The sequence below is a fragment of the Acidiphilium rubrum genome (assembly GCF_900156265.1).
Taxonomy (GTDB): domain Bacteria; phylum Pseudomonadota; class Alphaproteobacteria; order Acetobacterales; family Acetobacteraceae; genus Acidiphilium; species Acidiphilium rubrum.
The window spans coordinates 203649-229193 of record NZ_FTNE01000002.1 but is presented as its reverse complement, the minus strand read 5'-3'; the positions used below and the strand labels follow the sequence as shown (position 1 = coordinate 229193).

Below are 25545 nucleotides of genomic sequence, written 5' to 3'. Positions count from 1 at the left end.
GTGCCGATGATTTTCCCGCACATCACGGCGATTTATGCTGCGATCCTGGCCTTGATCTATCTGGCGATCACCGGCTGGGTCGTGGCGGGCCGGGGTAAGTTCAAGGTGCTTCATGGCGATGGCGGCAATGACAATCTGAACCGGCGCATCCGCGCGCATGCGAATTTCAACGAATACGTGCCGCTGATTCTGGTGCTGGCGGCACTGCTCGAGGCGCGCGGGGCGGGGACGGTGACGATGAACGCGTTGCTGCTGCCGCTGGTGGTGGCGCGCGTGATTCATCCGTTCGGGATGATGGCGCGCGAGAACTCAACGCAGCAATTCGCGCTGCGGGCGCCGGGGGCGTTTATCACCTGGGTGGTGCTGGCGGTGGTGGCGGTGATGCTGCTGCTGGGTGGGTAGGAAGGCTTCTTTTTTGGAAAAAAGAAGCAAAGAACTTTCTGATTCAGGGGCACGGGCCGTTTCACCGGCACGGGCCTAGATTAACAAAGTTTTTTTTGCTTCTTTTTTGTTCACAAAAAAGAAGACACTTCCTGCCTCGCCTTGCGTTTGATGTCGCAGGCTTGACCTTCCCATCGTGGGAATCACCATATCCACGGTGATGGCAAGGATTTTCCCATGAACATGCTCACGCCGATGCCCAACCGGGCCGCAGCCGACGAAATCAGTGTGGATCTGGCGATCGAGGGGATGACTTGCGCCTCGTGCTCCGGGCGGGTCGAGCGGGCGTTGCGAAAGCTGGACGGTGTTGGGCTTGCCGAGGTCAATCTGGCCAGTGAAACCGCGCGCGTGGTAGCGCGCGGGGTGGATGCGGCGGCGATGATCGCGGCGGTGGAGCGGGCGGGGTACGGCGCGCATGTGATTGATCCGGCGGGCGATGCCGATGAGGCGGCGCTGCGCGATCGGGCGGCGCGGCGGGATTATGCGGTGCTGGCGGTCTCGGCAGTGCTGACGGCGCCGCTGGTAATTGGGATGATCGCGGATCTGGCCGGGGCGCGGTTCATGCTGCCGGGATGGCTCGCGCTGGCGTTGGCGACGCCGGTGCAGTTCTGGATCGGCGCGCGGTTCTATCGGGCCGGGTACAAGGCGCTGCGTGCGGGCAGCGCGAATATGGATGTGCTGGTCGCGCTCGGCACCTCGGCCGCTTATGGCATGAGCCTGTATTTGCTGGTGCGGTCCTGGATGATCGGCGGGCGGCCGGTGCTGTATTTCGATTCATCGACCGTGGTGATCACGCTGATCCTGTTCGGCAAATTGCTGGAGCAGCGCGGCAAGCGCCAGACCGGGGCGGCGCTGCAGGCACTGACCGCGCTGCGGCCGGAGCGGGCGACGCTGCGGGCGGCGGATGGCACGGAACGGCAGGTGGCGGTGAGCGCGATCCGGCTGGGTGATCTCGTTGTGGTCAAGCCGGGCGAGCGGATCGCGGTGGATGGCACGATCCGCGCGGGGGATAGCGCAATCGATCTGTCGATGCTGACCGGCGAGAGCGTGCCGGTGAGCAAAAGCGTCGGCGATCCGGTGACGGGCGGGGCGATCAACGGCGATGGGGTGCTGCTGGTCGAGACCACGGCGGTCGGCGGCGAGACGACGCTGGCGCGGATCATTCGGCTGGTGGAAAGCGCGCAGGCCGGCAAGGCGCCGATCCAGGCGCTGGTCGATCGGGTGGCGGCGGTGTTCGTGCCTGCGGTGCTGGTCGTGGCACTGATCACGTTGGTCGGTTGGCTGATTGTGGGCGCAACGGTGGAGCACGCGGTGCTGACCGCCGTCGCGGTGCTGGTGATCGCCTGCCCGTGCTCGCTCGGCCTTGCGACACCGACGGCGGTGATGGCGGGAACCGGTGTGGCGGCGACGCATGGTATTCTGATCAAGGATGCGGAAACCCTGGAGCGGGCACGGTCGATCGATACCGTCGCGTTCGACAAGACCGGCACGTTGACCGAAGGCCAACCGGCCGTCGTGGCGCTGGAAGCGGCGCCGGGGGCTGATCCGGTTGCGCTGTTGCGAATCGCCGCTGCATTGCAGCAGGGTAGCGAACACCCGCTGGCGCGTGCCGTGCTGGCGCGCGCGACGGCGGATGGTGTTCAGGCGCCGCATGCGCAGGCGGTGAAGGCGTTGCCCGGGCGAGGGATCGAGGGGCAGGTCGAGGGCCGGCGCGTCGTGCTCGGCAGCAGTCGGTTGCTCACTGAAGCCGATCTCGATGCCGGGGCGCTGGCCGATCGCGCCGCCGCTTTGGAAGCCGAAGGTCGCACGATCGCGTGGTTGATCGATCGTGGCGGGGTCGATGTGGCCGATGCTGCCAAAATTATCGGCCTCATCGCGTTCGGCGATGCGGTAAAACCGACAGCGCGGGCGGCCGTCGCGGCGTTGCGGGCCCAGAATATTCGAGTCGTGCTGCTGACCGGCGACAATCAGGGGGCCGCTGCAGTTGCGGCGGCGGCGCTCGGAATCGATGAAGTCATGGCCAATATCCTGCCGGAGCAGAAGGCGGCCCACATCAAGCGTCTGCGCGGCGACGGGCGGCAGGTCGCGATGGTCGGCGATGGTGTGAACGATGCGCCGGCACTGGCCGCGGCCGATCTTGGTATCGCAATGGCGACCGGGTCCGACATCGCGATGCACACCGCCGGCATCACGTTGATGCGCGGCGATCCTGCTTTGGTTGCCGGGGCGCTGGATGTGGCGCGCAAGACCTTCGGCAAGATCCGCCAGGGGCTGGTCTGGGCGTTTGCGTTCAACGTCATCGGCATCCCGCTGGCCGCGTTCGGCTTGCTCAACCCGATGATCGCGGGGGCGGCGATGGCGGCTTCGAGCGTGATCGTGGTGACCAACTCCTTGCTGCTGCGGCGATGGCGACCGGCGGCGGTGCAATCATGATCGCGTCGTGGTTGACCTGGCTTTCCATAGTGTCGCTGGTGGTCGCCGCCGTTACGGCCGTCGTCATCGCGCTCGATCTGCGCCGGCATCCACAATCGATGGCGGTGATGAACCCGGTGTGGCCGATCACGGCGCTGTATTTCGGGCCGTTGGCGCTATGGGCGTATTGGACGATGGGGCGGCAGGCCAGCCCTGCCATGTCAGGCCACGACCACGCGCATCATCATGAACACAAGGAGGCAAAGCCGTTCTGGATGCAGACCTTCGTGGGCTCCACCCATTGCGGCGCCGGCTGCACGCTGGGTGATATTTTCGCGGAATTTCTGGTGTTTTTCGCGGGCATCACCATCGCCGGCTCGACGTTCGGGGCGCAACTGGTGCTCGATTACGCGTTTGCGTTCCTCCTTGGCGTCGGGTTTCAATACGCCTCGATCGTACCGATGCGCGGGCTGAAACCGGTGGCCGGCGTGATCGCGGCATTCAAGGCCGACGCGCTCTCGCTGACCGCATTCGAGATCGGGTTGTTCGGTTGGATGGCGCTGATGCAGTTCGGGTTTTTCACGACGCCGCCGAAACCAGACACGCCGGTATTCTGGTTCATGATGCAGATCGGCATGATCATCGGGTTTGCCACGGCGTATCCGATGAACTGGGTGCTGGTTAAAACCGGTATTAAGGACGCGATGTAGCCGCTCCTACGGTTCAGACCCGCAGCAATCCGGCCATCGGTGCCGCATCGCTGCTGTTGGGGAAGACGCGGGCGAGGGCGGTGGGGGTGAGGTGGAACTGGGCCTGGATCACGCCTTTGGCGAGGCTGCGGATATCGGCGGTGGGGGCGAGGTCGCGGTTTTGGAAGAGCTGGGTGGGGTTGAGGCCGGGCCAGGTGGTGCGGATTTTGCCGCCGGCGACGCAGCCGCCGGCGAGGAACGCGACGGTTGCGGTGCCGTGATCGGTGCCGTGGGTGCCGTTGATGCGGGCGGTGCGGCCGAATTCGGTGATGACCAGGATTGTGGTGTTGGCCCAGGCCGGGCCCATGGCGGTGCGCAGGGTTGCGATACCGGCATCGAGATCGGCGAGGGGGGGGTGGAGCAGGTTCATCTGGTTGCCGTGGGTGTCCCAGCCTTCGAGTTGGAAGGCGGCGATGCGCGGGCCGCCGGGGGCTGCGAGCAGGGTGCCGGCGGCGCGGGCGAGGGCGGGGAAACCGTAGGCCTGGGGTGGTGCTGCCATGGTGTGGTCGGCGGCGTCGTCCATCGAGGGGTCATCGAGGGTGGCGTGATCGAAGCGGGCGGCGCGCAGGCCTTCGGCGATGGCGGGGCCGAACATGGGGTCAGGCCGGTTGAGGGCGGCGATGTTGGCGTAGAGTGCGGGTGAAGGTTTGGCGAACCCGGCCGGGGCGTAGGAGGCGACGGGGGTGGGGCCGCGCAGCAGCAGCGGCATGCCCATGCCGACCGCGAGGCCCTGGCCGGTGACGCCGCCGGACGGGAGTTCCGCGATCAGGCGGTTGAGCCAGCCGGAGGTGATGCCGACCTGATCGATACCGGTTTGCAGGAAGTCCTGCGCTTCGAAATGGCTGCGGGTGCGATAGGGGCCGGCGATGGCGTGGACCGGCAGGACCTCGTTTTGCTGATAGAGTGCGTGCAGGTTTTTCAGCGCGGGGTGGAAGGCGAAGAAGCCGCCGAGGTCGAGCAGGGTGGATTGCGGCGGCACCAGGGCGGCACGCAGGGATTGCAAATTGGGATCGCCGTAGGGCACGACGGCGGCCATGCCATCGAGCGCGCCGCGCAGGAGGACGACGACGAGGCGTTGCTCGGTAGGCGCGCTGGCGAGGGCGAGTTTGGCGCGGCCGGCGACGGCGATGGTGGCGAGGCCGAGCAGGCTGGCGCGGCGGGTGAGGGCGATGTTCATGGAATCCTGGGCGATCTTCATCGCGGCCTATCTCCTTTGGAATTCGGGGGCGGCGAACAGCATGGCCAGGGCTTCGCGCGGCGAACCGGCGGTGGCGATGGCGGTTGCGGTGGCCGGGTGCAGCAGGGGGCCGAGCGATGAGCGGGCGACATCCATCGGCGTGGTGCTTTGCGCGCGGGCGGCGGCGGTGAAGCCGAAATCGACCCTTGCGAGCACCGCGTCCGACCCGGTCCAGTCCGCACCGTGATCGGACCAGCCGTTCGGCAGCGGGGCGGCCCAGAGCGGCTGGCCGAGTTTGCGGAGCGTGCCGAGATGAAAGCCGACCGGGGCGTTGGTGATGCCGGCGGCGCGGGCGAGCGAGATGGTGTAGTCGAACGGGGTTTTGATTTTGGTCAGCGGTTGCCAGGCGGCGGGCAGGTCGATCAATGCGGCGGCAGCGGCACCGAGGTTGCCTTTGGTATCGGTGAGCACGGTGGCGAGATGGTCAACCGCGGCTTGGGGTGGATGATCGCCGCAGAAATGCCAGGCGAGTTTGCTGGCGAGGGATTGGTAGGTGGTGGGGTGGGTGGCCAGGAAGCGCAGGGCGGCGATGCCGCCGGCCTCGCCGGGCGGGAATTGACGACCGAGCACGGTTTGCGGGCCGGGTTCGTGTGCGAAGGGGCGAAACATGAAGCCGGTGGGTTGGTTTTGCGGATTGACCGACCAGCCGGTGAGCAGCTTGGCCATGTTGGTCACGTCGGTCTGGGTGTAGCCGGCGCGCAGGCTGACGGTGTGGAGTTCCATGCATTCGCGGCCGAGGTTTTCGTTCAAGCCACGATGAAAGCGCAGGCCGGCGGGGCTGTTCGGGCCGACCGAGAAAGCGTTGGCGAGGTAGAGCAGCATGGCGGGGTGGCGTTCGGCGGCGAGCACCATATTGGTGAAGTTGCCGGTCACGTGCGGGCGGATCGCTTCACGGATGAAGGGGCCGACCAGGGCTTCGATGCCGCCCTGGCGGATCGAGGTGGTGAAGTGATTGGCCCAGAACCAGACCAGGCGCTCGCGGAACGGGGAAGGGGTGTCGATCGTCCAGTCGAGCTGGGCTTTGGCGTCGCCGAGGAACATCGCGCGGCTGAGCGGTTTGAAATTGCCCTTGAGGGGCTGGCCGGCGGCGAGGATGCGTTTGCGTTGCATCGCGTCCGTGCGGCGGGCCTGCAGCGCATCCGCCCCGCTGGGCAGGTTGGCGAAGGAGGGATCGGCGAGGGCCGGGTCTGGTCCCTTGAGCTGGGCGTGCAGCCAGTCGCGCGCATTGGTGGCGGCCGGTGCGGTGCCGCCGGCACCGAAGCCGAAGCGGATCATGGCGTGGGTGATGTCGCTGTCCATGAACTGGGTATTACCAGGGTGGCGCGTAGCGAAGTGTTGCAAACTGCGACCGGGCGGTATCGGCCTTGTCGGCTGATTGGACGCAGGGGAATTTTTTGGTCCTGTTTTTGAAAAAAGAAGGCCTTTCTTAACCTTTTCGTGTCTTTATCAGGGAGCAGCAGCAATGATACGAGCTTGCGCATGACGATTGCCCTGGTTTTCCTGCTCCTGGCCGCCACACTCGGCGGTTATCTGTCGATTGGCTATCTGCGCGGCACACCGCCGCCGGCCGCGGGGTGGATGTTGGGGCTGGTGCATGGCGTGGTGGGCGCGGCCGGGCTGCTGGAGCTGGTGATCGGGCTCGAACGGCATCCGCCGCCGGCGTCCGCCGGGGTGGCGGGGTTTGGCGTCGGGGCGGAGGTGTTGCTCGGGCTTGCGATTTTGCTGGGGCTGCTGGTGATCATGGCGGCGTGGCGGGGCAAGCGTTTGTCGGGCGTGGTGATCGGCGCGCACGCAAGCGTGGCGATCACGGCGATCGCGCTTGTGTCAGCGATCGTGGCGCTGGGATGAGGTTTACCAGGCGGATTTGCGGTTGGCGCCTGGCGGCTTAGCCGCGCAACGCCCGGACGGTGTGGGCGATGCCGGACCATTGCTGGGCCAGATAGGTACCGGTGGCCATGGCTTCGGGGGCGGTGGGGTCGCCGGTCGGGGTTGGGGTTCGGGTGAAGTCGGCGGTTTGGAAGATGATATCCCAGAGCGGGAAGACGGCGCCGTAGTTGCAGGATTTCTGGCCGGCGGCGAGGATGCCGTGGTGGGTGCGGTGGAAGCGTGGCGAGACGAGCAGGCGGTCGCCGATTTTACCGAACGAGAGTGTGGTGTTGGCGTGGCTGAGGCTTTCGACGAAGCGCAGCATCAGGATCAGGATGGGAAATTGCAGGGGTGGGATGCCGATGAGCAGGCCGATCAGCATGAACCAGAGGAAGCTCAGGATTTCATCGATGATGTGGTTCCGGTCGTCGGACCAGAAGGTCATCTGGCGCTGGGCGTGATGGACGGCGTGGAGCGCGTACCAGATCGAAAACCGGTGCGACAGGCGGTGGCGCCAGTAATCGGTGAAGTCGAGGATGAGGGCGTAGATGGCAAAGGTGATGATCGGGTGGCCGAACAGGGCGGGGATGATGGTTTCGAGCATCGGCGGGACGTAGCCGCGGTCGGCGAGGAAGCCATCGAGTTGAACCTGGGCGGCGTAGAACAGCACGAAGGTCATGATCGGCAGCACGCCGACGCGCGCGAGGAAGGTGTAGAACACGTCGACCAGGATGGGTTTGCTTGTGGTCCAGCGTTCGAGCGGGCGGAGGCGTTCGAGCGGGACGCAGACGGCGTAGGCGAGGATCATCTGCGTGATGCCGTAGACCGCAACGAGGGTCCAGCCGAAGGACAGCTCGCTCCATTGCATGAGACCGGCGCGGTAAAGGATGGGCAGGACGGCGATCTGCTCGATCCAGCCGGCGATGTCGTTGAACGGGTGGGCCGGTATGTGCGAGAGCACATGTGCCATGATCAGCATCAGGCGAGGCGCATGGCGGCGAGGGCTGGCCGGTCGGTCAGCAGGGTGGAGATGAAGATGCCATGGGGCGAGCGGCCGACGGTGATATGGTCGGTGGCGCCGGTGACGGGGTCGTGGATGGCGACGCGCGAGGCGAAGCGCAGCGCAATCCAGAGTTTGCCGTCGGGCGCGAAGCAGAGATCATCCGGGCCGCCGGGCATGGCGATGCGTTTGACGAAGCCGAGGGTTTTGGCATCGAGCACGGTGAGGGAGCCGGCGACGCGGTTGGTGACGTAGAGCTGGGTGCGATCGGGGGTGAGGAAGATGTTGTGGGCACCCTTGTCGGTCAGGATGGTGCGGGTGATGCGGCCGGTTGCGGGGTCGAGCACGGCGACATGGTCGCTGCCCATGATGGCGGTGAGGACGACGCCGTCGTGCCACATGACGCCGGCGGGGGTTTTGCCGACTTTGGTGGTCCAGCGCGGGGTCATGCTCGCGAGGTCGATCGCGACCAGGGTGCCGCTGTCCTGCATCGAGACGAAGACGGTTTTGGAATCGGGCGTGTAGCTGAGGTGCGAGGGCATCGAGCCGAGTTTGAAGCGGTGCGCCAGGGTGAGGCTGGCGGCGTGGTAGACATCGACGTGGTTGAGGCGGAGGCAGGTGATGGTGAGGTAGGTGCCATCCGGGCTGAACCAGAGCTGGTAAGGGTCGGGGATGAGTTTATGGCCGAGTTCGGTGCCGGTTGCGGGGTCGAGGAAGAAGATGGCGTTGCCGGCGGAATCGGCGATCAGAAGTTTTTTGGCGTCCGGCGTGAGGGCCCAGTGGCTCGGTTCGCGGAAAGTGGGTTCGTCGCGCAGGATTTTGCGGGTGGCCATGTCGATGATCGAGACGGTCGCACCGCCGGAATTCAGGACGATCGCGATGGGCGGCTGTGCCGCGGGCGCGATGGGCGGCTGTGCCGCGGGCGCGATAGGCGGCTGTGCCGCGGGCGCGATGGACGGTTTGGCGGCGGCGCGCGCGAGCGCGGGCAGGGCGAGCAGGGACGGTGCGGCGAGCAGGGTGCGGCGGGGGAGCGAGGCTGAACCGGTCATGCGGGTGGTGGGCTTTCATCGGGGTTCACGAAGACCGCGCGCGCCCAGGTGAAGAACACGAGGCTAGTCGTTGCGATCAAAGTATTGTCGGTGAAGGATTGCACGGCAAACGCGAGGAAGACAAGCCGGATGATGCGGCGCTGGGCGGTGGGCAGCGCAGCGCTGCCCCGCCATAGCCACAGGGTGAGCATGGCGAACAAGAGGAGCGCGCCGATCACGCCGCCTTCGACGGTGATGCGCAGATATTCGTTATGGGCGGCGTTGGTGCCGAGCAGGCGGCCGATGTGGGATTTCATCGAGACGACGACCTTGCCGGCGCCGACGCCCCAGCCGAGCCAGGGGGATTGGCGGGCGGCGGCTTCGAAGAAGGGCCAAATGAGCTGGCGGTTGGACAGGCTGCCGGCGTCGCCGAGGTTGATCAGATCGACCACGCGGATGACCCTCAGGGCGGAGGCGGCCATCAGCACGATGCCGAGGCTGGCGCTGCCGAGGGCGAGGATTGCGAAGCGGCGGGCGGGGGTGAGGAAGGGTGAGGGTGTGATCAGCAGAGTGGCGAGGGTGATGAAGCCGGCCATGGCGAGCGGCGAGCGCGCGCCGGTGGCGATCAGGATGATATAGTTCAGGCCGATCCAGGCCAGGTTGCGCGGCCGGCCGGTGCGCAGATATTCGAGCAGGCCGGCGAAGATGGCGATCATGGCGAAGCCGCCGAGAAAGGCCGGGGCGCTGGAGGCGGCGAGGCGGATGGCGCCGAGTTGGGTACCGTAGAGTGGGCGGATGCCGGGGGCGGCGAGGGCGATGCCGAAGCCGACCGTGATGGCGGGGCCGATGATGGTGCAGCGGATGATGGTGGCGCGCATCGCCGGACTGAGGCGGAGGTAGCCGGCGGCGAAGGGGGCGGCCGAGCCGATCAGCGAGCGGAGCGAGGCCATCGGGGTCAGGCCGGGCCAGAGGCCGTGGATCGCGCCATCGATGAACATGACGATGAAGGCGTAGGAGGGGTTGAAACGGTCGGCGCGCGGGGCGGTGCGCAGGGCGGCGAGGGCGATGATCAGCAGGCCGGCGGATTTGAGCAGGGCGATGATGAGTTCGTGCGCGCCGATCAGGTCCGACAGCCACATTTCCGGCGTGGTTTCGACCAGGATGAGCCAGAGCGCCATGGCGGCGACCGGGCGGGCGTAGGCGATGGTGGCGGCGACGGCGAGGGCGAGGGCGAACAGGAGCGGGATGATCAGCGGCGGCATCAGCCAGGCGATGGCGCCGACGCCGAGCAGGGCGGTGATGGCGGCCGTGGCGATCGGGTCGCGCCGGGCGATTGTGATCATGGTGGGGCGATCATGGTGGGGCGATCATGGGATGGCAGTGATGGTGTAATGCTCGTCGGGTGCCGCGGCCTGGGCCTGGATGGTGAAGCCGGCGGCGGCGAGCAACGCGGCGACGGTGGCGGGGGCGGTGCGGCGGCTGAGTTTCGCACCCATGGCACCGGCACCGGCGGGGTCGTATTCCGCGATGAACAGGATGGCGTGAGGCGGCATGATGGCGTGCAGGCGGCGCAGGGCGGTGGTCGGGTCGTTCATGTGGTGCAGCGCGTCGGTCAGCATGACGCGATCGGGGGGTGCGGGTAGGGGCGGCAGGGCTTCGGCGGTGCCGGTGATGGCGTGCAGTGGCAGCGCGCGGTTGGTGGCTTGTTCGTTGATGTGGGCGATGCATTCGGCATCGGGGTCGATCGCGATGATCCGGCCGCCGGGGGCGACCAGGGCAGCGTATTCGAACGAGAGCGCGCCGGAGCCGGCACCGATGTCGAGCACGATCATGCCCGGGGCGATGCCGGCGGCTGCGGCCCAGAGGGCGGCGAGGTGACGCTTCTGAGCCTGGCGGGTGATCAGGCGTGTGAGGCGGGTGTCGTCGGCTTGCATTGCGGGGTTCATGGGGTGACTCTAGCTTGGTGGGGATTAGTTTCAAGCGAATTCAACTTTAAGGCGAGGGTAAGGATGAGAAAGGATCGGGGTAGACTTCTTTTTTTGAAAAAAAAGAAGCAAAAAAACTTTATTTGTCTGGGCCCATGCCGGTGAAACCGCCCATGCCCCCGAGGCAAAAAGTTTTTTGCTTCTTTTTTCCAAAAAAGAAGTCTTTCGCTTGCCTTTCTTGCCGCTGGACGCACGCCTGATGCGCCTCCAGGCAACCATCACCGGCACCGGCCCGGATGTGGTGTTGTTGCACGGGCTGTTCGGCTCGGGCCGCAATCTGGGTGTGATCGCGCGCGGTTTGGCGGGGCGGTTTCGGGTGATTGCGCTCGATGCGCGCAATCATGGTGCGAGCGGTCATGCCGCGGACATGCGGTATGCGACGATGGCGGCGGATGTGGCGGAGACGATGGCGGCGCTGGGGGTGGGGCGGGCGCGGGTGGTCGGGCATTCGATGGGCGGCAAGATCGCGATGATGCTGGCCTTGGTGGATCCGGCGCTGGTCGAGCGGTTGGCGGTGCTGGATATTGCGCCGGTCGCGTATGGGCATGAGCATGATTTGTTTGTCGCTTCGATGCGGGGCTTGGCGTTATCGCCGGATTTGACCCGGCAGCAGGCCGATGCGGCGTTGGCGGGGGCGATCCCTGATCCGGCGTTGCGGGGGTTTCTGCTGCATAATCTGGTGTTGGGTGCCGCGCCGCGCTGGCGGTTGGGGCTGGATGAGATTGCCGGGGCCATGGGCGATCTGGTTTCGTGGCCTGAGGGGTTGTCGGGGTCGTATCAGGGGGGTGCGCTGTTCTTGCGGGGGGCGCTGTCGTCTTATGTGCCGGAGTCGGCGTATGGCGCGATTCGGCGATATTTTCCGGCGGCGGTGATCGAGACGATCGAGGAGACCGGGCATTGGCTGCATGCCGAGAAGCCACAGGCGGTGGTGGCGGCGTTGGAGGGGTTTTTGGGGTAGGTGCGCGCGATTCCAGCCGAGGCATGGTATCGTGCGCACCGCCTGGGCATCTTGCGTGTAGTTCCTGCCTGTTGATGGAAAGGCTGCCACGGCGCCGGCGCCAAATGCGGTTGAGTGGGTGGTGCGGCTTGCGAGTGGTGGATGCGCCGAGGCGACGTTCGGCGGCTGGCTGCGTCAGGCGCCGTAGCCGCCCAGTGTGCAGATATGCGCCCAGTGTTCGGGGCTGATCGGGCAGACCGACAGGCGGGACAGGCGGATCAGGGCGATGCCGGTGAGGGCGGGGTCGGATTTGATGGTGGCCAGGGTGACCGGCTGGGGCAGCGGGGCGCGGGCCTGCATATCGACGGCGACCCAGTCCTGCGGTTTGGGCCCGGGCTCCATGCTGGGGTCGGGGTAGGCTTCGCGCACGATCTCGACCACGCCGACGATCTCGCGGCCGATGTTGGAGTGGTAGAAGAACGCGAGATCGCCCAACCGCATGGATTTGAGGTTGCTTTTCGCCATGTGGTTGCGCACGCCGGTCCAGGGCTCGATGCGGTTCGCGACCTGCTGGTCCCACGAGAAGGCGTCGGGCTCTGATTTGACCAGCCAGTAGTTGGGCATCGGGCGGCTCAGGGTGTGATGGCGCCGTCGCGCACGACGGTGCGGAACGCGCGGATTTCGACGCGATCGAACAGGCCGGCGCGGGAATAGGGGTCGTTGGCGACCAGCGTTTCGGCCATCGCGCGATCGGGTGCTTCGTAGATGATGGTCGAGCCACAGGGATTGCCGTCGTCATCGAGCAGAGGACCGCCGAAGACGATGTTGCCGGCGATTTCGGTGAGGTAGGCGATGTGGTCCGGCCTGGTCTGTTTGCGGATGGGCAGACCATCGGCGCGGTCGTGGGCGATCAGGATGAATTGCATGGCGATCTCCTTTTATTTTCGGTCACGCCGTGTCTGCCACGATTGTATGATATATAACAACGCCAAGATGTGATCGGCGTGGCCGGCGCAAACGCGGCAAAGGGGATGGCAAAGCGTCGATTTCGTATTAGACCTTGCGCATGGGACGGACAGGAATGCCGGATTACACCGGGGATATCGATGCCAGACCGATCGGTGCACCGCAGTCGAAGGCGGGGGCGTGGCTGCATCGCTTCGCCAATCCGGGGCGGTTCCAGCGCCTGGTGCAGCCGATTCTGCCGTGGCTGACAATGGTGGCATTCGTGACCACCGTGGTCGGGCTGGTGTGGGGGTTTTTCTACGCGCCGGCGGACTGGCAGCAGGGCATCGCTTCACGCATCATGTATGTGCACATCCCGGCCGCCTGGGTGGCGATGAACGGGTATGCGGCGCTGGCGATCTGTTCGCTGCTGTCGATCGTGTGGCGGCATCCGTTGGCGGATATCGCGGCCAAGGAGATCGGGCCGGTGGGTGCGGGGTTTACCGCGCTCTGCCTGATTTCCGGCTCGCTGTGGGGGCGGCCTGAATGGGGCACATACTGGGTTTGGGATGCGCGGCTGACCTCGGTTCTGATTTTATTGTTTTTGTATCTTGGGCATATGGCGCTGATCCGCGCGTTCGATAATCCGCAGCATGGCTATCGGGCGGCGGCGATTCTCGGGCTGGTGGGTGCGGTCAATCTGCCGATCATCGTGTTCAGTGTTTACTGGTGGAACACGCTGCATCAGGGCAATTCGATTTCGGTAACCGGGCCATCGAAGATTTATGTGACCATGCTGTATCCGCTGATCATCTGCACGGTCGGGTTTTATCTGGCGTTTGCGGCGATGTGTCTGGGGCGGATTTCGAGCGGGATCATGGAGAACCGGGCGCGCGCGCTGCTGCTGGCGCGGGCCGAGCGGGGTGGGGCGTGATAAAACATGTTATGCCCTACGTGGTTGGTAGTTATGGCGCCACGATCGTGATTCTCGGGGTTTTGTCGCTGACATCGCTGCTGCGTTATCGCGCGGCGCGGCGGCGGTTGGCCGCGGTGGAGCCACGCGGGCGGCGGGGGCGGGATGCGATGCAGGGTGAACAGTCATGATGAGTCGCAAGACGCGCCGGTTGTGGCTGGTGGTGGCGTGCGGCGCGGGGGTTTCGTGCGCGACGGCGCTGATGCTGGTCGCGTTTCGATCCAGCCTGTCGTTTTTTCTCTCACCGCAGGAGGTGATCGCCAAGCATCCCGCGCCGGGCATGGTATTCCGGCTGGGCGGGGTGGTGCAGGCCAATACCGTGGTGATGGGCACGCGCGATAGCCGTCCGTACACGACATTCCGGATTACCGATGGCCAGGCCTCGATCCCGGTGGTGTTTACCGGCGTGCTGCCCGGGCTGTTCCGCCAGGGGCAGGGGGTGGTGACGGTGGGGACGATGGCCAAGGGCGATCGGGAGTTCATGGCCGATACCGTGCTGGCGAAGCATGGCGCGAGCTATATGCCGGCACCGGTCGAGCAGGCGTTGCGCAAGGCGGGCAAGTGGAACCCGAAATTCGGGCCGGCGCCCAATGCGGCGACCTGGGATGATAAATCACCGCGCACCATCGAGGCTGATAACAATGGATGATCGATCGATCGTAGTGACCCGCAGGTTGGCCGCATGATTCCCGCGCTGGGTCATTTTGTCCTCGCGCTCGCGCTGGCGATCGCCGCGGCGCAGGCGGTGATCGGGTTGTTCGGGCCGATGCTGCGGGACCGGCTGGTGCTGCGGGCGGCGCCGGCGCTGGCGATCAGCCAGTTCATCATGCTGGGCTTGGCGTTTGCGGCGCTGGTGTGGTCGGGCGTGGTATCGGATTTCACGGTGCGTAATGTCGCCGAATTTTCATCGAGCACGACGCCGCTGTTTTACCGGATCACCGGCACCTGGGGCAATCATGACGGCTCGATGCTGCTGTGGTGCCTGATATTGTCGCTGTGCGGCGCGACGGTGGGGGTGTTCGGCAACAATATTCCGACCAGCCTGCGCGCCCGCGTGCTGGGCGTGCTCGGGCTGGTTTCGGGCGGGTTTTTGCTGTTCACGCTTGCCGTGTCCGACCCGTTCCGCCGGATCTGGCCGCCACCGCTGCATGGCGCGGGGGTGAACCCGATTTTGCAGGACCCGGGGCTCGCGGTGCATCCGCCTATTCTCTACACCGGCTATGTCGGCTTTTCGATCGCGTTTGCCTTTGCGGTGGCGGCGTTGATCGAGGGGCGGGTCGATGCCGCCTGGGGGCGCTGGGTGCGGCCGTGGACGCTGGTGTCGTGGATTTTCCTGACCTGCGGGATTTGTTTCGGGTCGCTCTGGTCGTACTACACGCTGGGCTGGGGCGGGTTCTGGTTCTGGGACCCGGTTGAGAACGTGGCGTTGCTGCCGTGGCTGACCGGCACCGCGCTGCTGCATTCCGCGATCGTGGTCGAGAAGCGCGAGGCGCTGAAGACCTGGAGCGTGCTGCTCGCGATCGCGACGTTTTCGCTCAGCCTGTGCGGCACCTTCCTGGTGCGCTCGGGGCTGCTGAATTCGGTGCATGCGTTTGCGGCTTCGCCTAATCAGGGTCTGTTCATTCTGGTGCTGCTGGCGCTGACCATCGGCGGGTCGTTGCTGTTGTTTGCGATCCGCGCGCCGGTGCTGGCGGCGACGGGGATGTTCGCGCCGGTTTCGCGCGAGGGCGCGCTGATTTTGAACAATGTGTTCCTGTGCATCATCGCGGCCGTGGTGTTCACCGGCACGATGTATCCGCCGTTCGTCGATCTGGCGTTCGGGATGCAGATTTCGGTGGGCGCGCCGTTCTATGACCAGGCGGTGTTGCCGATGGTCGCACCGCTGATCCTGGCGATGGCGGTGGGGCCGATGCTGCCGTGGAAGCGCGGCGCGATCGGGCCGGCGCTGGTCAAGGTGTGGTACGCCGCCGTCGCGGCGCTGATTGTGTTCGCCTATTACGCGTTCCAGCGCCATTTCATCGCCGCGCTCGGGCTGGCCGGTGCGGTGTGGGTAATGATCGGCGCGTTGATCGATATCGGTGAGCGGGTGCGGTTGTTCCGCGTGCCGCTCGGGCAATCGTTCGCGCGGCTGGGCACGATCCCGCGGGCTTCGGTGGGTGCGGCGCTCGGCCATTTCGGGTTCGGGGTGGTGGTGCTCGGCATCGCGGGGATGACTTTGCGGGTGCATGACGTGACGGTGCTGCATCCCGGCCAGTCGGTCGCGCTGGGCGGTTTCAACTGGAAGCTCGATTCGATCGTGCCCGCCACCGGGCCGAATTATACCGCGCGCAAGGCGACGATTACCGTGACGCGGCATGGCAAGCTGGTGATGGTGCTGAAACCCGAGCGGCGCTATTTCACGGCGCAGAAGGTCAAAACCGTGGCGGCGGCGATCCGCACCAATGGCGTGCGCAACATGTTCGCGACGTTTGCCGGCGAGGATAATTCCGGCGGCGGCGAGTTCCGGTTCAATGTGCATCCGTTCGCCCCCGAGATCTGGCTGGGCGGGTTCATCATGGCGCTGGGCGGGGCGATTTCGTTGAGCGACCGGCGGTTCCGCATCGGGGCGCCGGCGCGGGTGAAGCTGCGCAAGCCGGCCGGTTCGGCCACGGTCTAGCAGCGTCATGGCCACGATGCTGACCCGACGGCTGATGTTCGGCCTGCCGCTCGTCGTGGTGGCGGCGGGGGGCGTGGCATCCTACGCGCTGCTGGAGCGGATGGGCCGGGGGACGTATAATCCGCAGGCGTTCAACAATCCGCTGGTCGGGCACAAGGTGCCCGAGTTTGCGCTGCCGGGGCATGACGGGCATGCCGGGTTCGATCAGGCGGCGATCATGGGGCAGAAGCGCCCGTTGCTGGTGAATTTTTTCGCCTCCTGGTGTGTGCCTTGCGTCGAAGAGGCGCCGTATCTCGATGCGATCGCCAAATCGGGGCTGGATATCTGGGGCATTGCCTATCAGGACAAGGCAGCGCCGCTCGATTTGTATCTGGCGAAGAACGGCGATCCGTACCGGCGGCTCGCGAGTGATGCCGAGGGGCGGGTTGCGATCAACTGGGGGGTTTATGGCGTGCCTGAGAGTTTCCTGATCGCGCCGGGCGGCGAGGTGCGCTGGCATACCGCCGGGCCGTTGTTTCCGGAGATCATCGAGGATCAGCTCAAGCCGGCATTGCAGCGGCTGACATGAAGCGCCTGGTGGTCATGGCGCTGGTCGGGCTGGGTCTGGCGCTCGGGATTGCGGCGGCCGATACGCCGACCACGATCCGGCGCGACGGGGTGGTGCTGACGATTCCGCAGGAAAAGCGCGCCGAGGTGATCGGCGATCGGCTGCGGTGTCTGGTGTGCCAGAACGAGACGGTGGAGAATTCACAGGCCGGGCTTGCCAAGCAGTTTCGCGGCATCATCCGCCGGCGGGTGGTGAAGGGCGAGACCAACCAGCAGATCGTCGATTTCATGGTGCATCGCTATGGGATTTTTGTGCTGCTGAAGCCGCCGTTGATCCCGCTGACCTGGCTGCTGTGGTTTTCGCCGGTGATCGCGCTGGCGTTGGGCCTGCTGGTGCTGCTGCTGGCGCGGCGGCGCAAACAACAGGGGGCACCCCCGCTTTCGCCCGACGAGCGTGATCGTCTGAAGGAATTGCTGTCGTGATCTGGCTATGGATGACGGTGCTGTCGCTGGTGGCGGTGGCACCGGTGTTGGTTGTGTGGCTGCGGCGCGGCACGATCCGGTATCGGCGGGATACGGCGGTGGCGCTGCATCGGTCGCAGCTCGAAGAAATCGAGCGCGACCGGGTGGATGGGCGGCTGCCGGAGGCCGAGTTCCAGGGTGCGAAGCTCGAGGTGCAGCGCCGGCTGCTGGTGGCGGATTCGATTCCCGAGCCGGCGGCGGATGGGCGGGCGCGTGGTCTGCTGATCGCGACGCTGGTGGCGATTCCGGTTGCCGCGGTTGCGCTGTTCGTGCCGGGCGGCTTGCCGTTCGTGCCATCGGAGCCGCATTCGGCGGTGCTGCACGCGCAATCGGCGGCGCGGGCGCAGGATGATGCGCTGATTGCGAAGCTGGAGCAGAAATTATCGCAGATTCCGCCGCATTCCGAGCAGGCGCGGCAGGGGTATCTGCTGCTGGGCCAGGCGCTGGTGAGCCAGAACAAACTGGCGGCGGCGGCGAAGGCGTGGACCGTCGCGTTGGGGTTGAAGTTCAACGCGACCCTGGCGGCGGAGACCGCCGAGGCGGAAACCGAGGCGGCCGGCCATGTGACGCCGACGGCGCTGACCCTGTTTCATCAGGCGCTGGACAAGGCACCGGCGAATGCGCCGTGGCGCTCGCTGGCCGAACAGCGGCTGCGCGAGGCGGCGGTGACCTTGCCGGCGCCGCAGGGCGATGCCACATCAAAACCATGACCGAAACGACGAAGCCGACCGAGACCAAACCCGAACCGAAGCCGATGCCCAAGGAGATCGGCGGCCCGAAAGGCCCCGAGCCGACGCGGTACGGCGATTGGGAACGCAACGGGCGGTGCACGGATTTCTGAGCGTTCGTCGATGAGCCGGGCGCATCAGTATCGCACCCGCCTGCGCTGGACTGGTAACGCCGGTTCCGGCACCAGCGCCTATCGCGCTTACGGACGTGATCATGCGGTGGGGGCTGCCGGGCGGCCTGACCTGTTGCTGTCGTCCGACCCGGCGTTTCGGGGTGATCCGGCACGGTGGAACCCGGAATTGCTGTTGCTGGCGGCGATATCGTCGTGTCATCAACTCTGGTATCTGCATCTGTGCGCGGAGGCCGGTGTTGTCGTGCTGAATTATCAGGACGATGCCGAAGCGATCTTGACCGAGGAGGCGTCCGGCGCGGGGCAGTTTACTGCCGTGACGCTGCGGCCGCGCGTGACGATCGCTGCGACATCGGATGCGGCGGCGGCACTTCGATTGCACCATGATGCCAATGCGATGTGCTTCATCGCGCGCTCGCTCAACCTGCCGGTGCATCACGAACCGTGCATTGTGCGGGCGGATGCAACGGATATTCATGAAACTTTAACTTCTAGGATTTAGACATGGCTCAAGTGGCGTTCATCGGCCTCGGCGTGATGGGATTTCCGATGGCGGGGCATCTGGCCGCCGGTGGCCATGACGTGACGGTGTATAATCGCTCGGCGGCGAAGGCCGAGGCGTGGGTGGCCAAGCACGGTGGGCGGGCGGCGGCGACGCCGCGTGCGGCGGCCGAGGGGCAGGAGTTCGTGTTTGCCTGCGTCGGCAACGATGACGATCTGCGCTCCGTCACGATCGGGGCAGATGGCGCGTTTGCGGGCATGGCGGCGGGGGCGTTGTTCATTGATCACACTACCGCTTCGGCGACCGTGGCGCGGGAATTGGCGGCGGCGGCGGACGGAAAATTCGGCGTGCTGGATGCGCCGGTTTCCGGCGGCCAGGCCGGGGCGGAGAACGGCCGGCTGACCGTGATGATCGGCGGCGGTGCTGATGATTTCGCGCGCGCGAAGCCGGTGATCGGGTGCTATGGCGCCAATATCAGCCATATCGGCGCGGCCGGTGCCGGGCAGTTGGCGAAAATGGTCAATCAGATCTGCATCGCCGGCGCGGTGCAGGGATTGGCCGAAGGGCTCGCCTTCGCGCAGGCGGCGGGGCTCGACCCCGAGGCGGTGATCGGCGCGATTTCGAAGGGTGCGGCGCAAAGCTGGCAGATGGAAAACCGCTGGAAAACCATGGTTTCCGGCACATTCGACTTCGGTTTTGCGGTGGACTGGATGCGCAAGGATCTGGGCATCTGCCTGGAACAAGCGAAGGAGACCGGAGCGCGTCTGCCGGTGACGGCGCTGGTCGATCAATTCTACGCCGATGTGCAGGCGATGGGCGGCCGGCGGTGGGATACTTCGTCGCTGATCGCGCGATTGGGTGCGTCGAAATAATATCAAAACAATTGGGCGTTGATCGCCAGCGCCTTGCGGCAGCGGGGCGTGTTGGCCAACGCGCCGCCATTGTTCTCACAATTGACGATTTCCCGCATCAATTGATGCGGATGCTTGTGGTAATAAGTGGTGGTGCTGTCGGCGCAGCCGGACAGGATCAAACTCGTGAACAACGCCAGAATAAAAACAAGCGGTTTCATGGTTCTAACGGTAACACTTCATGTGGCAGCGGCGCAATCGTTACGATTCGGGCGACAGGGGCGGTCATCGCGGTTTGATCTTGTTTTGCGACGGTGAAGGCGTGCTAAATGTTGACCTCTGATTTGCGGAAATGCTGATGGTCCGTTTGTTTCTACGACGTTGGGGTATTTTTGTTCTTGCCGCCTTTCTTTTATCGGCTTGCGCGGCGTCCCAAGTCGTTCACATCGATCCGGCGTCGCCGCGATCCGGCTATGTTGGCGGCACTGGCCGCCTCGAAAGTTCAATTTTCGGCGACCGGATTGGTCTTCATCTTGTACTTTCGCCGGTCGGTGCTGGGCCACGTCGCGTCGCTTGTGCTGGACCCTATGACTTCAATCCGGTTCCGGTGAAAATCACCGTTCCGTTGCACTGTAGCGACGGGACGACAGGGTTTATCATCGTGGATCGACTGCATAACGATGCAAAATCCGGTATTGCTCATTTTCGTCTTGCCGATGGTGCAAACGGCTATTTGTATTTTGGGTCGGTCGGGCCGCCTCCCGTATCTTGCGGATGCGCATCGCCACCGGCGCACTATTGGCTCGTGTTTTTTTCGACGGATTCTTCGAGTCTGAGCCAGGTTGCGCGAAGTACTTTGAGTAATTGTGTTCGAAGGATCAAACAGCACCATTCTGCGCCGATCTCGATTGCTGGCAACACAGATCGGGCCGGGAGTGCAGCATTCGACCGTGCACTCGGCCTTCGGCGGGCTGAGGCGGTGGCGGATTTTCTCGCGGCGCACGGTGTTGATCGATCGCTGATGAAGGTCGTGTCTCACGGTAGCACTCAACCATTGGGAGGAAAGCCCTCGCCGCCATTGCATGAAAAGATCAATCGCAATGTGATCGTTACGATTCAGTTCCAGCACTATCGGGGTCAGCATTAAGCGTCCCATGACGGCGTACTTGCACTTTGTTACTTCGTTGCCCGAACGTAGCCATGATCGGGCTCGATAAAATCTCCGTGCGTTCAACAACCAACGGAGATCGATGATGAATTTGGGCAAGACGCGTCTGGCGGCGATTGTCGGGGCGACCCTGATGGCCGGCGGTCTGATGGGCGGCGTGGCGATGGCGTATCAGAGCCATATGTTCGCGGCGCGCAACGCGCTGTATGCCGCACGGTCGCAGCTTCAGGTATCGCGGATGAACAAGGGCGGGCACCGGGTTGCGGCGTTGCAGGCGGTGAATGCGGCGATCCGGCAGGTCGATCTCGGCATTCGGGTCGGCCGATAAGCGGGCGACGCTTGTCGCGGCGGGGCGGGGCGCGTATTTTAGCTGTTATGAAACACGCCCCCGCCCTTGTCCTCGCCCTGACGGTTCTGGCCGCCCCCGGCTGCGCGCTCGCCGCGACCACGACCGCTCCCGCCACCGATGCACCGAAACCGCTCGGTGTCTTCAAATCCTGGACCGCCGCGACCTATGGCAGCGGTGCGGATCGGGCCTGTTACGCCTTCACCACCAGCAAGTTGCCGAAAGGCAGCAAGGCCACGCCCGCGATGCTGACGGTGACCGAGCGTACCGGGTTTCGCGATGAAATCTCGCTCAGCCAGGGCATCACCTACACCAAGGACGCCAAGGTGACGCTCGCGGTCGGCAGCAACAAGCTGGCGTTCTTCACCAAGGATAATATGGCCTACGCCATGAAGGGTGCCGCGACCACGCAGGCGTTTCTCGGCGGTTCCTCGGTGTTGGCAACCGCGACCGCGCCGGCAGGCAAGCCGGTGACCGATACATTCGGCCTCGATGGCTTCTCCGACGCCTATAAGGCGATCGAGAAGGCCTGCCCGGCGAGCGCCGCGCCGAAAAAGAGCTAGATCATGTCGATCACGCTCGATCTCGACGAGGCCGAGCGCACGCGCATTCTGGCCAAGGCCGCCCTGTTCGCGCCGCCGCCGGCCTTGCTGGCGGATGGCCGGCGTGACCTGGTTGGACTGTCACGCGCAGAGCTTGGCGAGGCGGTCGCCTCGATCGGCGAGGCGGCGTTTCGCGCCAAGCAATTGTGGCACTGGATCTATCACCAGGGGGTGACCGATTTCGCCGCGATGGCGAATATCGCCAAGCCGCTGCGTGAAAAACTCGCGGAGCATTTCGTGATCGGCCGGCCATCGGTCGCGGCGGATCAGCTCAGCACCGATCAGACGCGCAAAATGCTGTTCCGGTTTCGCGATAACGAGGCGGTCGAGACCGTCTATATCCCCGATGTCACCGAGGATCGGGGGGCCGTGTGCATTTCATCGCAGGTGGGCTGCACATTGTCGTGCCGGTTCTGCCATACCGGCACGCAGCGGCTGACGCGCAATTTGTCCGCGGCCGAAATCGTCGGCCAGTTCATGGCGATGCGCGATGCCTATGGCGAGTGGCCGAGCCCGAAAGGCGAAACGCCGCGCCTGCTCTCGACCATCGTGCTGATGGGCATGGGCGAGCCGCTGTATAATTACGAGAACGTCGCCGCCGCGATGAAGATCATCATGGACGGCGAAGGCATCGGCCTGTCGCGTCGGCGGATCACGCTTTCGACCTCCGGCGTGGTACCGATGATGGATCGGTGCGGTGCGGAACTCGGCGTGAACCTTGCGGTGTCGCTGCACGCCGTGCGCGATGAGGTGCGCGACGTGATCGTGCCGCTCAACCGCAAATACAATATCGCCGAACTGATCGCCGCCTGCCGGCGCTATCCCGCCGCCTCGAACGCCAGACGCATCACGTTCGAATACGTCATGCTCAAAGGCATCAATGACAGCGAGGCCGACGCGCATGAACTGGTGCGATTGATCGCGGGGATTCCCGCCAAGGTGAACCTGATTCCGTTCAATCCATGGCCGGGGTCGACCTATGAAACTTCGAGCGGCAACGCGATCCACCGCTTCGCCGATATCGTGATGAACGCCGGCTATGCCGCGCCGGTGCGCACACCGCGCGGCCGCGATATTCTCGCCGCCTGCGGCCAGTTGAAATCGAGCGTGGCGGCGGGTTGCTAGAGCGATATGCGATTAAGTTGACGCGACAGCGTTAACATCATCGCATGAAATCGATCGACAAAATACAGCCCTAGAGCGTTAAGCTGAAAGCATAACGCCCTAGGGGCCGTCCGGACCGCGCCGGGCACGGCATAATTTCACGAACCCGGACACCGCGGCCCCCTGCGGCCGGCCGGCGATGGCGACCAGCCGGACCCGCCGGGTCAGCGTGGGTTCGATAATCGGCAGCGCGACCAATCGTGCAGGCAGGACGATGCGTTCGGAGAGCAGGGCGAGGCCGAGCCCCGCGTCGACCAGGTCCAGCAGATGGCCGATCGCGCCGTCGCAGCGCCGCAGCCGGGCCTGCCCTTGCCACGTGGCATCGAACAGGCAAGCGAAGCCGCCGCAGCGTTCGCCGTGCAGCAGGGTCTCGCCGCGCAGATCATCGGCGGTGATCGTGGTGCGGTCGGCCAGGGCGTGGCAGGCCGGCAGCACCGCCACGGCGCGATCATCGTACAGCGGCCAGTGGTTGAAACGGTCGGGCAGATCGCAATCCTGGGGCAGCAAGGCGCAATCCAGCATGTCGGCCAGCATCGACTCGATCAGCATGGCAGCCGCCGCCTCATCGAGCCGGATCATCAGGTCGGGCAGGATTGCGGCGACTTCGCGCACCGCAAAGGCGATCGCGGCGCAGCCGATGCCCGGTGCGAGGCCGATTTTCAGGCTCGCCACCGGCTGGCGCCTCCGCGCATCGGCCAGGGCGGCCGCGCTGTCCGCAGCCATCAGCATCGCATCGAGATGTGGCAGCATGGTGCGGCCGAGTTCGGTCAACTGTGTCGTGCTGCGTTCACGATACAGCAGCGGGCCGCCGAGTTCCTCCTCGAGCCGCTGGATCGCGCGGGTCAAAGCTGGCTGGGTGACGTTGCACGCCTCGGCCGCGCGGGTAAAGTTCAGCGAGCGGCTGAGCGCGACGAAATAGCGGACCTGGGTGAGTTCCACGGCGCTAATCCGGCGCGGCCAACTGGCGTAATGCCGCCAAGATCCGTTCTGGCGCGGCGCGGCGCGTGAAATCGACATCGGCGAACCGCCAGGCAACGCGCCCGTCACGATCGAGCACGAAAGTGGCTGGGATCGGCAGGAACCAGGAATCATTGCCGTGGCGGCTAGGCACGTCGGTCCCGACGGCTTGCATTCGCGCCCGGTAGAGCGGCGGGAGACGAAATACGACACCTGCGGCCAGCCCGACTCCACAATCGATATCTGATAACACCTCGAACGTGGCGCTATGGTTGACTTTGGCGTCGCGCGCAGGAGGACCGGTGTCGGGCGTCAGCGCGACCAGCGACGCTCCCTGAGCCTCGATTTCCGGGAGCGCGGCTACCAGCGCGTCAAGCATCAGGCGGCAATAGGGGCACCATTCGCCGCGAAAAAACTGCACGATCACCGGACCGCGCGCGAGCAGGGCGGATAGGGAGACCAGTTTTCCCTCGATGTTTGGCAGAATGAAGTCGGGAAACGGCGCTTCCTCGACCAATACGCCGGGCATCAAGCCGTTGCGGCCGAGCGTCGTGATGGTCTCTTCATAGGCCGCGCGCAACGCCTCGTTGACGAGACGGAGGGTGCGTTCGGCATCGAGCTTGTCCTGGAGGCTCATATCCTGATCATACGCCGTTCTGAAATTCTGCCATAGTTCGCCCTCCGGGTAGGAAGGTGCCCCGATCGCCGGGATGACGCTCGGTGATCGGGGTAGAGGGGGTTACTGCGCGGCCGTGTGGCCCATCGCGCTGTGCTTCATCGTTGAGTGCTTCATCGTTGAGTGTTTCATCGTCGAATGTTTCATCGTCGAGTGCTTCATTGTCGAGTGTTTCATCGTGCTGTGGCTCATCGTGTCCGGCTTGGCCATGCTGCTGGCGGTTTGGGCGTGGGCGACGCCGCCGGCGGCGAGGATAAGTGTGCCCAGCGTCAGAGCGCGAGCGAGCAGAATTCGGTTCATGACAGTCTCCGTGCGGTTGATGATCGGGTCCGATGCGGCGGCGACCGCTGGGGCCGTCCGACGCCTTGATGATGTGCCGCAGCGACGCGCTGACGGCCAATGCCGATTGGGCATGGTTTCGATACCTCGACGCGGGCAGTCCGCCGCGCGCATGAAGGGCAGGCAGACATCGTCACGATTGCAGGAGACCGACCCATGGTGCACCGCCGACCGATCCACCCGCTTGCCCTGCGGGTGATGCACTGGCTCAACGCCATCGCCATCGTCACCCTGATCGGCAGCGGGTGGGAGATTTACGACGCATCGCCCTTCCTGCCCTTCACCTTCCCTCAATGGGCCACGATCGGCCAATGGCTTGGCGGCGCGATCGCCTGGCATCTGGCCGCGATCTGGCTGCTGATGCTGAACGGTGCACTGTATCTCGGCTGGGGGCTCGCGACCGGGCATTTCCGGCGCAAGCTGCTGCCGCTGACCCCGCGCGCGGTGCTGCGCGATGCGATCGCGGCGGCGCGGTTTCATCTGCCGCATCGGCCGGGCGTCTATAACGCGGTGCAACGTCTGCTCTACCTCGGCGTGATCGGGCTCGGCGTGCTCGCCGTGCTGAGCGGGCTCGCGGTGTGGAAGCCGGTGCAACTCTGGCCGCTGTCGGACCTGTTCGGCGGGTTTTTCGTCTCGCGGGTGATCCATTTCATCGCCATGGCCGGGATTGCACTGTTCCTGGTCGTTCATCTGTTGCTGGTCGCCCTGGTGCCGCGGGTCCTGCCCGCGATGATCACCGGCGGCCGCCTGCCGACCCCTGAATCCGAAGCCGCGGAGTAGCCCC

The 25545-nt window shown here is 65.2% G+C and carries 32 protein-coding genes; 20 read left to right on the top strand and 12 right to left on the bottom strand.

The genetic code is table 11. The features are described 5' to 3' along the window. The first annotated feature begins 6 nt into the window (after positions 1 to 6). The 3 genes from BW994_RS02655 (at position 7) to BW994_RS02645 (ending at position 3563) form a co-directional block, all read left to right on the top strand. The gene (locus tag BW994_RS02655; protein WP_029312081.1) at positions 7 to 402 is read left to right on the top strand and encodes an MAPEG family protein; all 396 of its coding nucleotides are present in this window, start codon (positions 7 to 9) and stop codon (positions 400 to 402) included. Positions 403 to 618: 216 nt separating this feature from the next. Further along, complete coding sequence (locus BW994_RS02650; protein ID WP_029312082.1) at positions 619 to 2874, top strand: heavy metal translocating P-type ATPase; 2256 nt, start codon at positions 619 to 621, stop codon at positions 2872 to 2874. Beyond that, positions 2871 to 3563 carry a DUF4396 domain-containing protein gene (locus tag BW994_RS02645; protein ID WP_029312083.1) on the top strand — a complete coding sequence of 231 codons (693 nt, stop codon included), beginning with the start codon at positions 2871 to 2873 and terminating at the stop codon, positions 3561 to 3563. Before BW994_RS02650 ends, BW994_RS02645 begins: the two co-directional genes overlap by 4 nt. 13 nt (positions 3564 to 3576) lie before the next feature. Here the strand turns inward: BW994_RS02645 and BW994_RS02640 are convergent, their stop codons facing one another. Both BW994_RS02640 and BW994_RS02635 read right to left on the bottom strand, forming a co-directional pair. Beyond that, positions 3577 to 4800 (bottom strand): DUF1501 domain-containing protein, encoded by a 1224-nt coding sequence (locus tag BW994_RS02640; RefSeq protein ID WP_245594129.1) that lies wholly within the window; start codon positions 4798 to 4800, stop codon positions 3577 to 3579. A 6-nt stretch (positions 4801 to 4806) separates the two neighbouring features. Further along, the gene (locus BW994_RS02635) at positions 4807 to 6138 is read right to left on the bottom strand and encodes a DUF1800 domain-containing protein (RefSeq protein ID WP_029312085.1); all 1332 of its coding nucleotides are present in this window, start codon (positions 6136 to 6138) and stop codon (positions 4807 to 4809) included. Positions 6139 to 6318: 180 nt separating this feature from the next. Here BW994_RS02635 and BW994_RS02630 point away from each other — a divergent pair, with 180 nt between their 5' ends. Next, complete coding sequence (locus BW994_RS02630) at positions 6319 to 6687, top strand: hypothetical protein (protein WP_029312086.1); 369 nt, start codon at positions 6319 to 6321, stop codon at positions 6685 to 6687. 37 nt (positions 6688 to 6724) lie between these two features. Here BW994_RS02630 and BW994_RS02625 read toward each other — a convergent pair whose 3' ends face one another. From BW994_RS02625 to BW994_RS02610, 4 genes are read right to left on the bottom strand one after another with little or no spacing between them, the layout of a single operon-like run. Then, positions 6725 to 7684 carry a sterol desaturase family protein gene (locus BW994_RS02625; RefSeq protein WP_245594130.1) on the bottom strand — a complete coding sequence of 320 codons (960 nt, stop codon included), beginning with the start codon at positions 7682 to 7684 and terminating at the stop codon, positions 6725 to 6727. Next, positions 7684 to 8754, bottom strand: a complete 1071-nt coding sequence (locus tag BW994_RS02620) for a YncE family protein (RefSeq protein ID WP_029312088.1) — start codon at positions 8752 to 8754, stop codon at positions 7684 to 7686. Before BW994_RS02620 ends, BW994_RS02625 begins: the two co-directional genes overlap by 1 nt. After that, positions 8751 to 10076: an O-antigen ligase family protein gene (locus tag BW994_RS02615; protein ID WP_051657368.1), complete on the bottom strand. Its 1326-nt coding sequence runs from the start codon at positions 10074 to 10076 to the stop codon at positions 8751 to 8753. The genes BW994_RS02620 and BW994_RS02615 overlap by 4 nt, the downstream gene beginning before the upstream one ends. Before the next feature lie 24 nt (positions 10077 to 10100). Continuing rightward, positions 10101 to 10667 carry a class I SAM-dependent methyltransferase gene (locus BW994_RS02610; protein ID WP_245801498.1) on the bottom strand — a complete coding sequence of 189 codons (567 nt, stop codon included), beginning with the start codon at positions 10665 to 10667 and terminating at the stop codon, positions 10101 to 10103. A gap of 250 nt (positions 10668 to 10917) precedes the next feature. On the opposite strand from BW994_RS02610, the gene BW994_RS02605 reads away from it, so the two are divergent. Next, positions 10918 to 11676 carry an alpha/beta fold hydrolase gene (locus BW994_RS02605; protein WP_029312091.1) on the top strand — a complete coding sequence of 253 codons (759 nt, stop codon included), beginning with the start codon at positions 10918 to 10920 and terminating at the stop codon, positions 11674 to 11676. A gap of 174 nt (positions 11677 to 11850) precedes the next feature. Here the strand turns inward: BW994_RS02605 and BW994_RS02600 are convergent, their stop codons facing one another. Continuing rightward, complete coding sequence (locus tag BW994_RS02600; RefSeq protein ID WP_029312092.1) at positions 11851 to 12279, bottom strand: EVE domain-containing protein; 429 nt, start codon at positions 12277 to 12279, stop codon at positions 11851 to 11853. A gap of 8 nt (positions 12280 to 12287) precedes the next feature. Beyond that, positions 12288 to 12581: a YciI family protein gene (locus BW994_RS02595; RefSeq protein WP_029312093.1), complete on the bottom strand. Its 294-nt coding sequence runs from the start codon at positions 12579 to 12581 to the stop codon at positions 12288 to 12290. A gap of 140 nt (positions 12582 to 12721) precedes the next feature. Here BW994_RS02595 and BW994_RS02590 point away from each other — a divergent pair, with 140 nt between their 5' ends. Genes BW994_RS02590 through BW994_RS02545 form a run of 10 tightly spaced genes read left to right on the top strand, consistent with a single transcriptional unit; the run spans position 12722 to position 19530 of the window. Further along, positions 12722 to 13534 carry a heme ABC transporter permease gene (locus tag BW994_RS02590; protein WP_051657369.1) on the top strand — a complete coding sequence of 271 codons (813 nt, stop codon included), beginning with the start codon at positions 12722 to 12724 and terminating at the stop codon, positions 13532 to 13534. Next, positions 13531 to 13704, top strand: coding sequence for a heme exporter protein CcmD (gene ccmD, locus BW994_RS02585; RefSeq protein ID WP_139333949.1), 174 nt, complete (start codon positions 13531 to 13533; stop codon positions 13702 to 13704). Before BW994_RS02590 ends, ccmD begins: the two co-directional genes overlap by 4 nt. Then, positions 13701 to 14222: a cytochrome c maturation protein CcmE gene (ccmE, locus tag BW994_RS02580; protein ID WP_051657370.1), complete on the top strand. Its 522-nt coding sequence runs from the start codon at positions 13701 to 13703 to the stop codon at positions 14220 to 14222. The genes ccmD and ccmE overlap by 4 nt, the downstream gene beginning before the upstream one ends. Before the next feature lie 33 nt (positions 14223 to 14255). Continuing rightward, positions 14256 to 16229 carry a heme lyase CcmF/NrfE family subunit gene (locus BW994_RS02575; protein ID WP_029312096.1) on the top strand — a complete coding sequence of 658 codons (1974 nt, stop codon included), beginning with the start codon at positions 14256 to 14258 and terminating at the stop codon, positions 16227 to 16229. Positions 16230 to 16236: 7 nt separating this feature from the next. After that, positions 16237 to 16797, top strand: a complete 561-nt coding sequence (locus tag BW994_RS02570; RefSeq protein WP_029312097.1) for a DsbE family thiol:disulfide interchange protein — start codon at positions 16237 to 16239, stop codon at positions 16795 to 16797. Beyond that, positions 16794 to 17258, top strand: a complete 465-nt coding sequence (locus tag BW994_RS02565) for a cytochrome c-type biogenesis protein (protein ID WP_029312098.1) — start codon at positions 16794 to 16796, stop codon at positions 17256 to 17258. The genes BW994_RS02570 and BW994_RS02565 overlap by 4 nt, the downstream gene beginning before the upstream one ends. Beyond that, complete coding sequence (ccmI, locus tag BW994_RS02560) at positions 17255 to 18007, top strand: c-type cytochrome biogenesis protein CcmI (RefSeq protein ID WP_051657371.1); 753 nt, start codon at positions 17255 to 17257, stop codon at positions 18005 to 18007. The genes BW994_RS02565 and ccmI overlap by 4 nt, the downstream gene beginning before the upstream one ends. After that, complete coding sequence (locus tag BW994_RS02555; RefSeq protein WP_076454336.1) at positions 18004 to 18138, top strand: DUF1674 domain-containing protein; 135 nt, start codon at positions 18004 to 18006, stop codon at positions 18136 to 18138. Before ccmI ends, BW994_RS02555 begins: the two co-directional genes overlap by 4 nt. A gap of 10 nt (positions 18139 to 18148) precedes the next feature. Then, positions 18149 to 18658 (top strand): OsmC family protein, encoded by a 510-nt coding sequence (locus tag BW994_RS02550; RefSeq protein WP_051657372.1) that lies wholly within the window; start codon positions 18149 to 18151, stop codon positions 18656 to 18658. A 2-nt stretch (positions 18659 to 18660) separates the two neighbouring features. After that, positions 18661 to 19530, top strand: coding sequence for an NAD(P)-dependent oxidoreductase (locus tag BW994_RS02545; RefSeq protein WP_029312101.1), 870 nt, complete (start codon positions 18661 to 18663; stop codon positions 19528 to 19530). 2 nt (positions 19531 to 19532) lie between these two features. Here BW994_RS02545 and BW994_RS02540 read toward each other — a convergent pair whose 3' ends face one another. Then, positions 19533 to 19730, bottom strand: a complete 198-nt coding sequence (locus tag BW994_RS02540; protein ID WP_029312102.1) for an EexN family lipoprotein — start codon at positions 19728 to 19730, stop codon at positions 19533 to 19535. A gap of 137 nt (positions 19731 to 19867) precedes the next feature. Between BW994_RS02540 and BW994_RS18790 the strand changes: the two genes are divergently transcribed. The 4 genes from BW994_RS18790 (at position 19868) to rlmN (ending at position 22750) form a co-directional block, all read left to right on the top strand. Continuing rightward, positions 19868 to 20656 carry an OmpA family protein gene (locus BW994_RS18790; RefSeq protein ID WP_162176800.1) on the top strand — a complete coding sequence of 263 codons (789 nt, stop codon included), beginning with the start codon at positions 19868 to 19870 and terminating at the stop codon, positions 20654 to 20656. A gap of 106 nt (positions 20657 to 20762) precedes the next feature. Continuing rightward, the gene (locus tag BW994_RS02530; protein WP_217696426.1) at positions 20763 to 21005 is read left to right on the top strand and encodes a hypothetical protein; all 243 of its coding nucleotides are present in this window, start codon (positions 20763 to 20765) and stop codon (positions 21003 to 21005) included. A 47-nt stretch (positions 21006 to 21052) separates the two neighbouring features. Then, on the top strand, positions 21053 to 21586 hold the full coding sequence (locus BW994_RS02525) for an invasion associated locus B family protein (RefSeq protein ID WP_029312104.1): 534 nt from the start codon (positions 21053 to 21055) through the stop codon (positions 21584 to 21586). Positions 21587 to 21589: 3 nt separating this feature from the next. Beyond that, on the top strand, positions 21590 to 22750 hold the full coding sequence (gene rlmN / locus BW994_RS02520; RefSeq protein WP_029312105.1) for a 23S rRNA (adenine(2503)-C(2))-methyltransferase RlmN: 1161 nt from the start codon (positions 21590 to 21592) through the stop codon (positions 22748 to 22750). A gap of 99 nt (positions 22751 to 22849) precedes the next feature. Here the strand turns inward: rlmN and BW994_RS02515 are convergent, their stop codons facing one another. The 3 genes from BW994_RS02515 to BW994_RS19535 all read right to left on the bottom strand — a co-directional run bounded on the left by BW994_RS02515 (position 22850) and on the right by BW994_RS19535 (position 24722). Then, on the bottom strand, positions 22850 to 23806 hold the full coding sequence (locus BW994_RS02515) for a LysR family transcriptional regulator (protein WP_245801496.1): 957 nt from the start codon (positions 23804 to 23806) through the stop codon (positions 22850 to 22852). Next, positions 23733 to 24383, bottom strand: a complete 651-nt coding sequence (locus BW994_RS02510) for a peroxiredoxin-like family protein (protein ID WP_029312107.1) — start codon at positions 24381 to 24383, stop codon at positions 23733 to 23735. Before BW994_RS02510 ends, BW994_RS02515 begins: the two co-directional genes overlap by 74 nt. Positions 24384 to 24485: 102 nt before the next feature. Beyond that, positions 24486 to 24722, bottom strand: a complete 237-nt coding sequence (locus BW994_RS19535) for a hypothetical protein (protein WP_035228988.1) — start codon at positions 24720 to 24722, stop codon at positions 24486 to 24488. A 195-nt stretch (positions 24723 to 24917) separates the two neighbouring features. Here BW994_RS19535 and BW994_RS02500 point away from each other — a divergent pair, with 195 nt between their 5' ends. After that, positions 24918 to 25541 carry a cytochrome b/b6 domain-containing protein gene (locus BW994_RS02500; RefSeq protein ID WP_029312108.1) on the top strand — a complete coding sequence of 208 codons (624 nt, stop codon included), beginning with the start codon at positions 24918 to 24920 and terminating at the stop codon, positions 25539 to 25541. Positions 25542 to 25545: the final 4 nt, after the last annotated feature.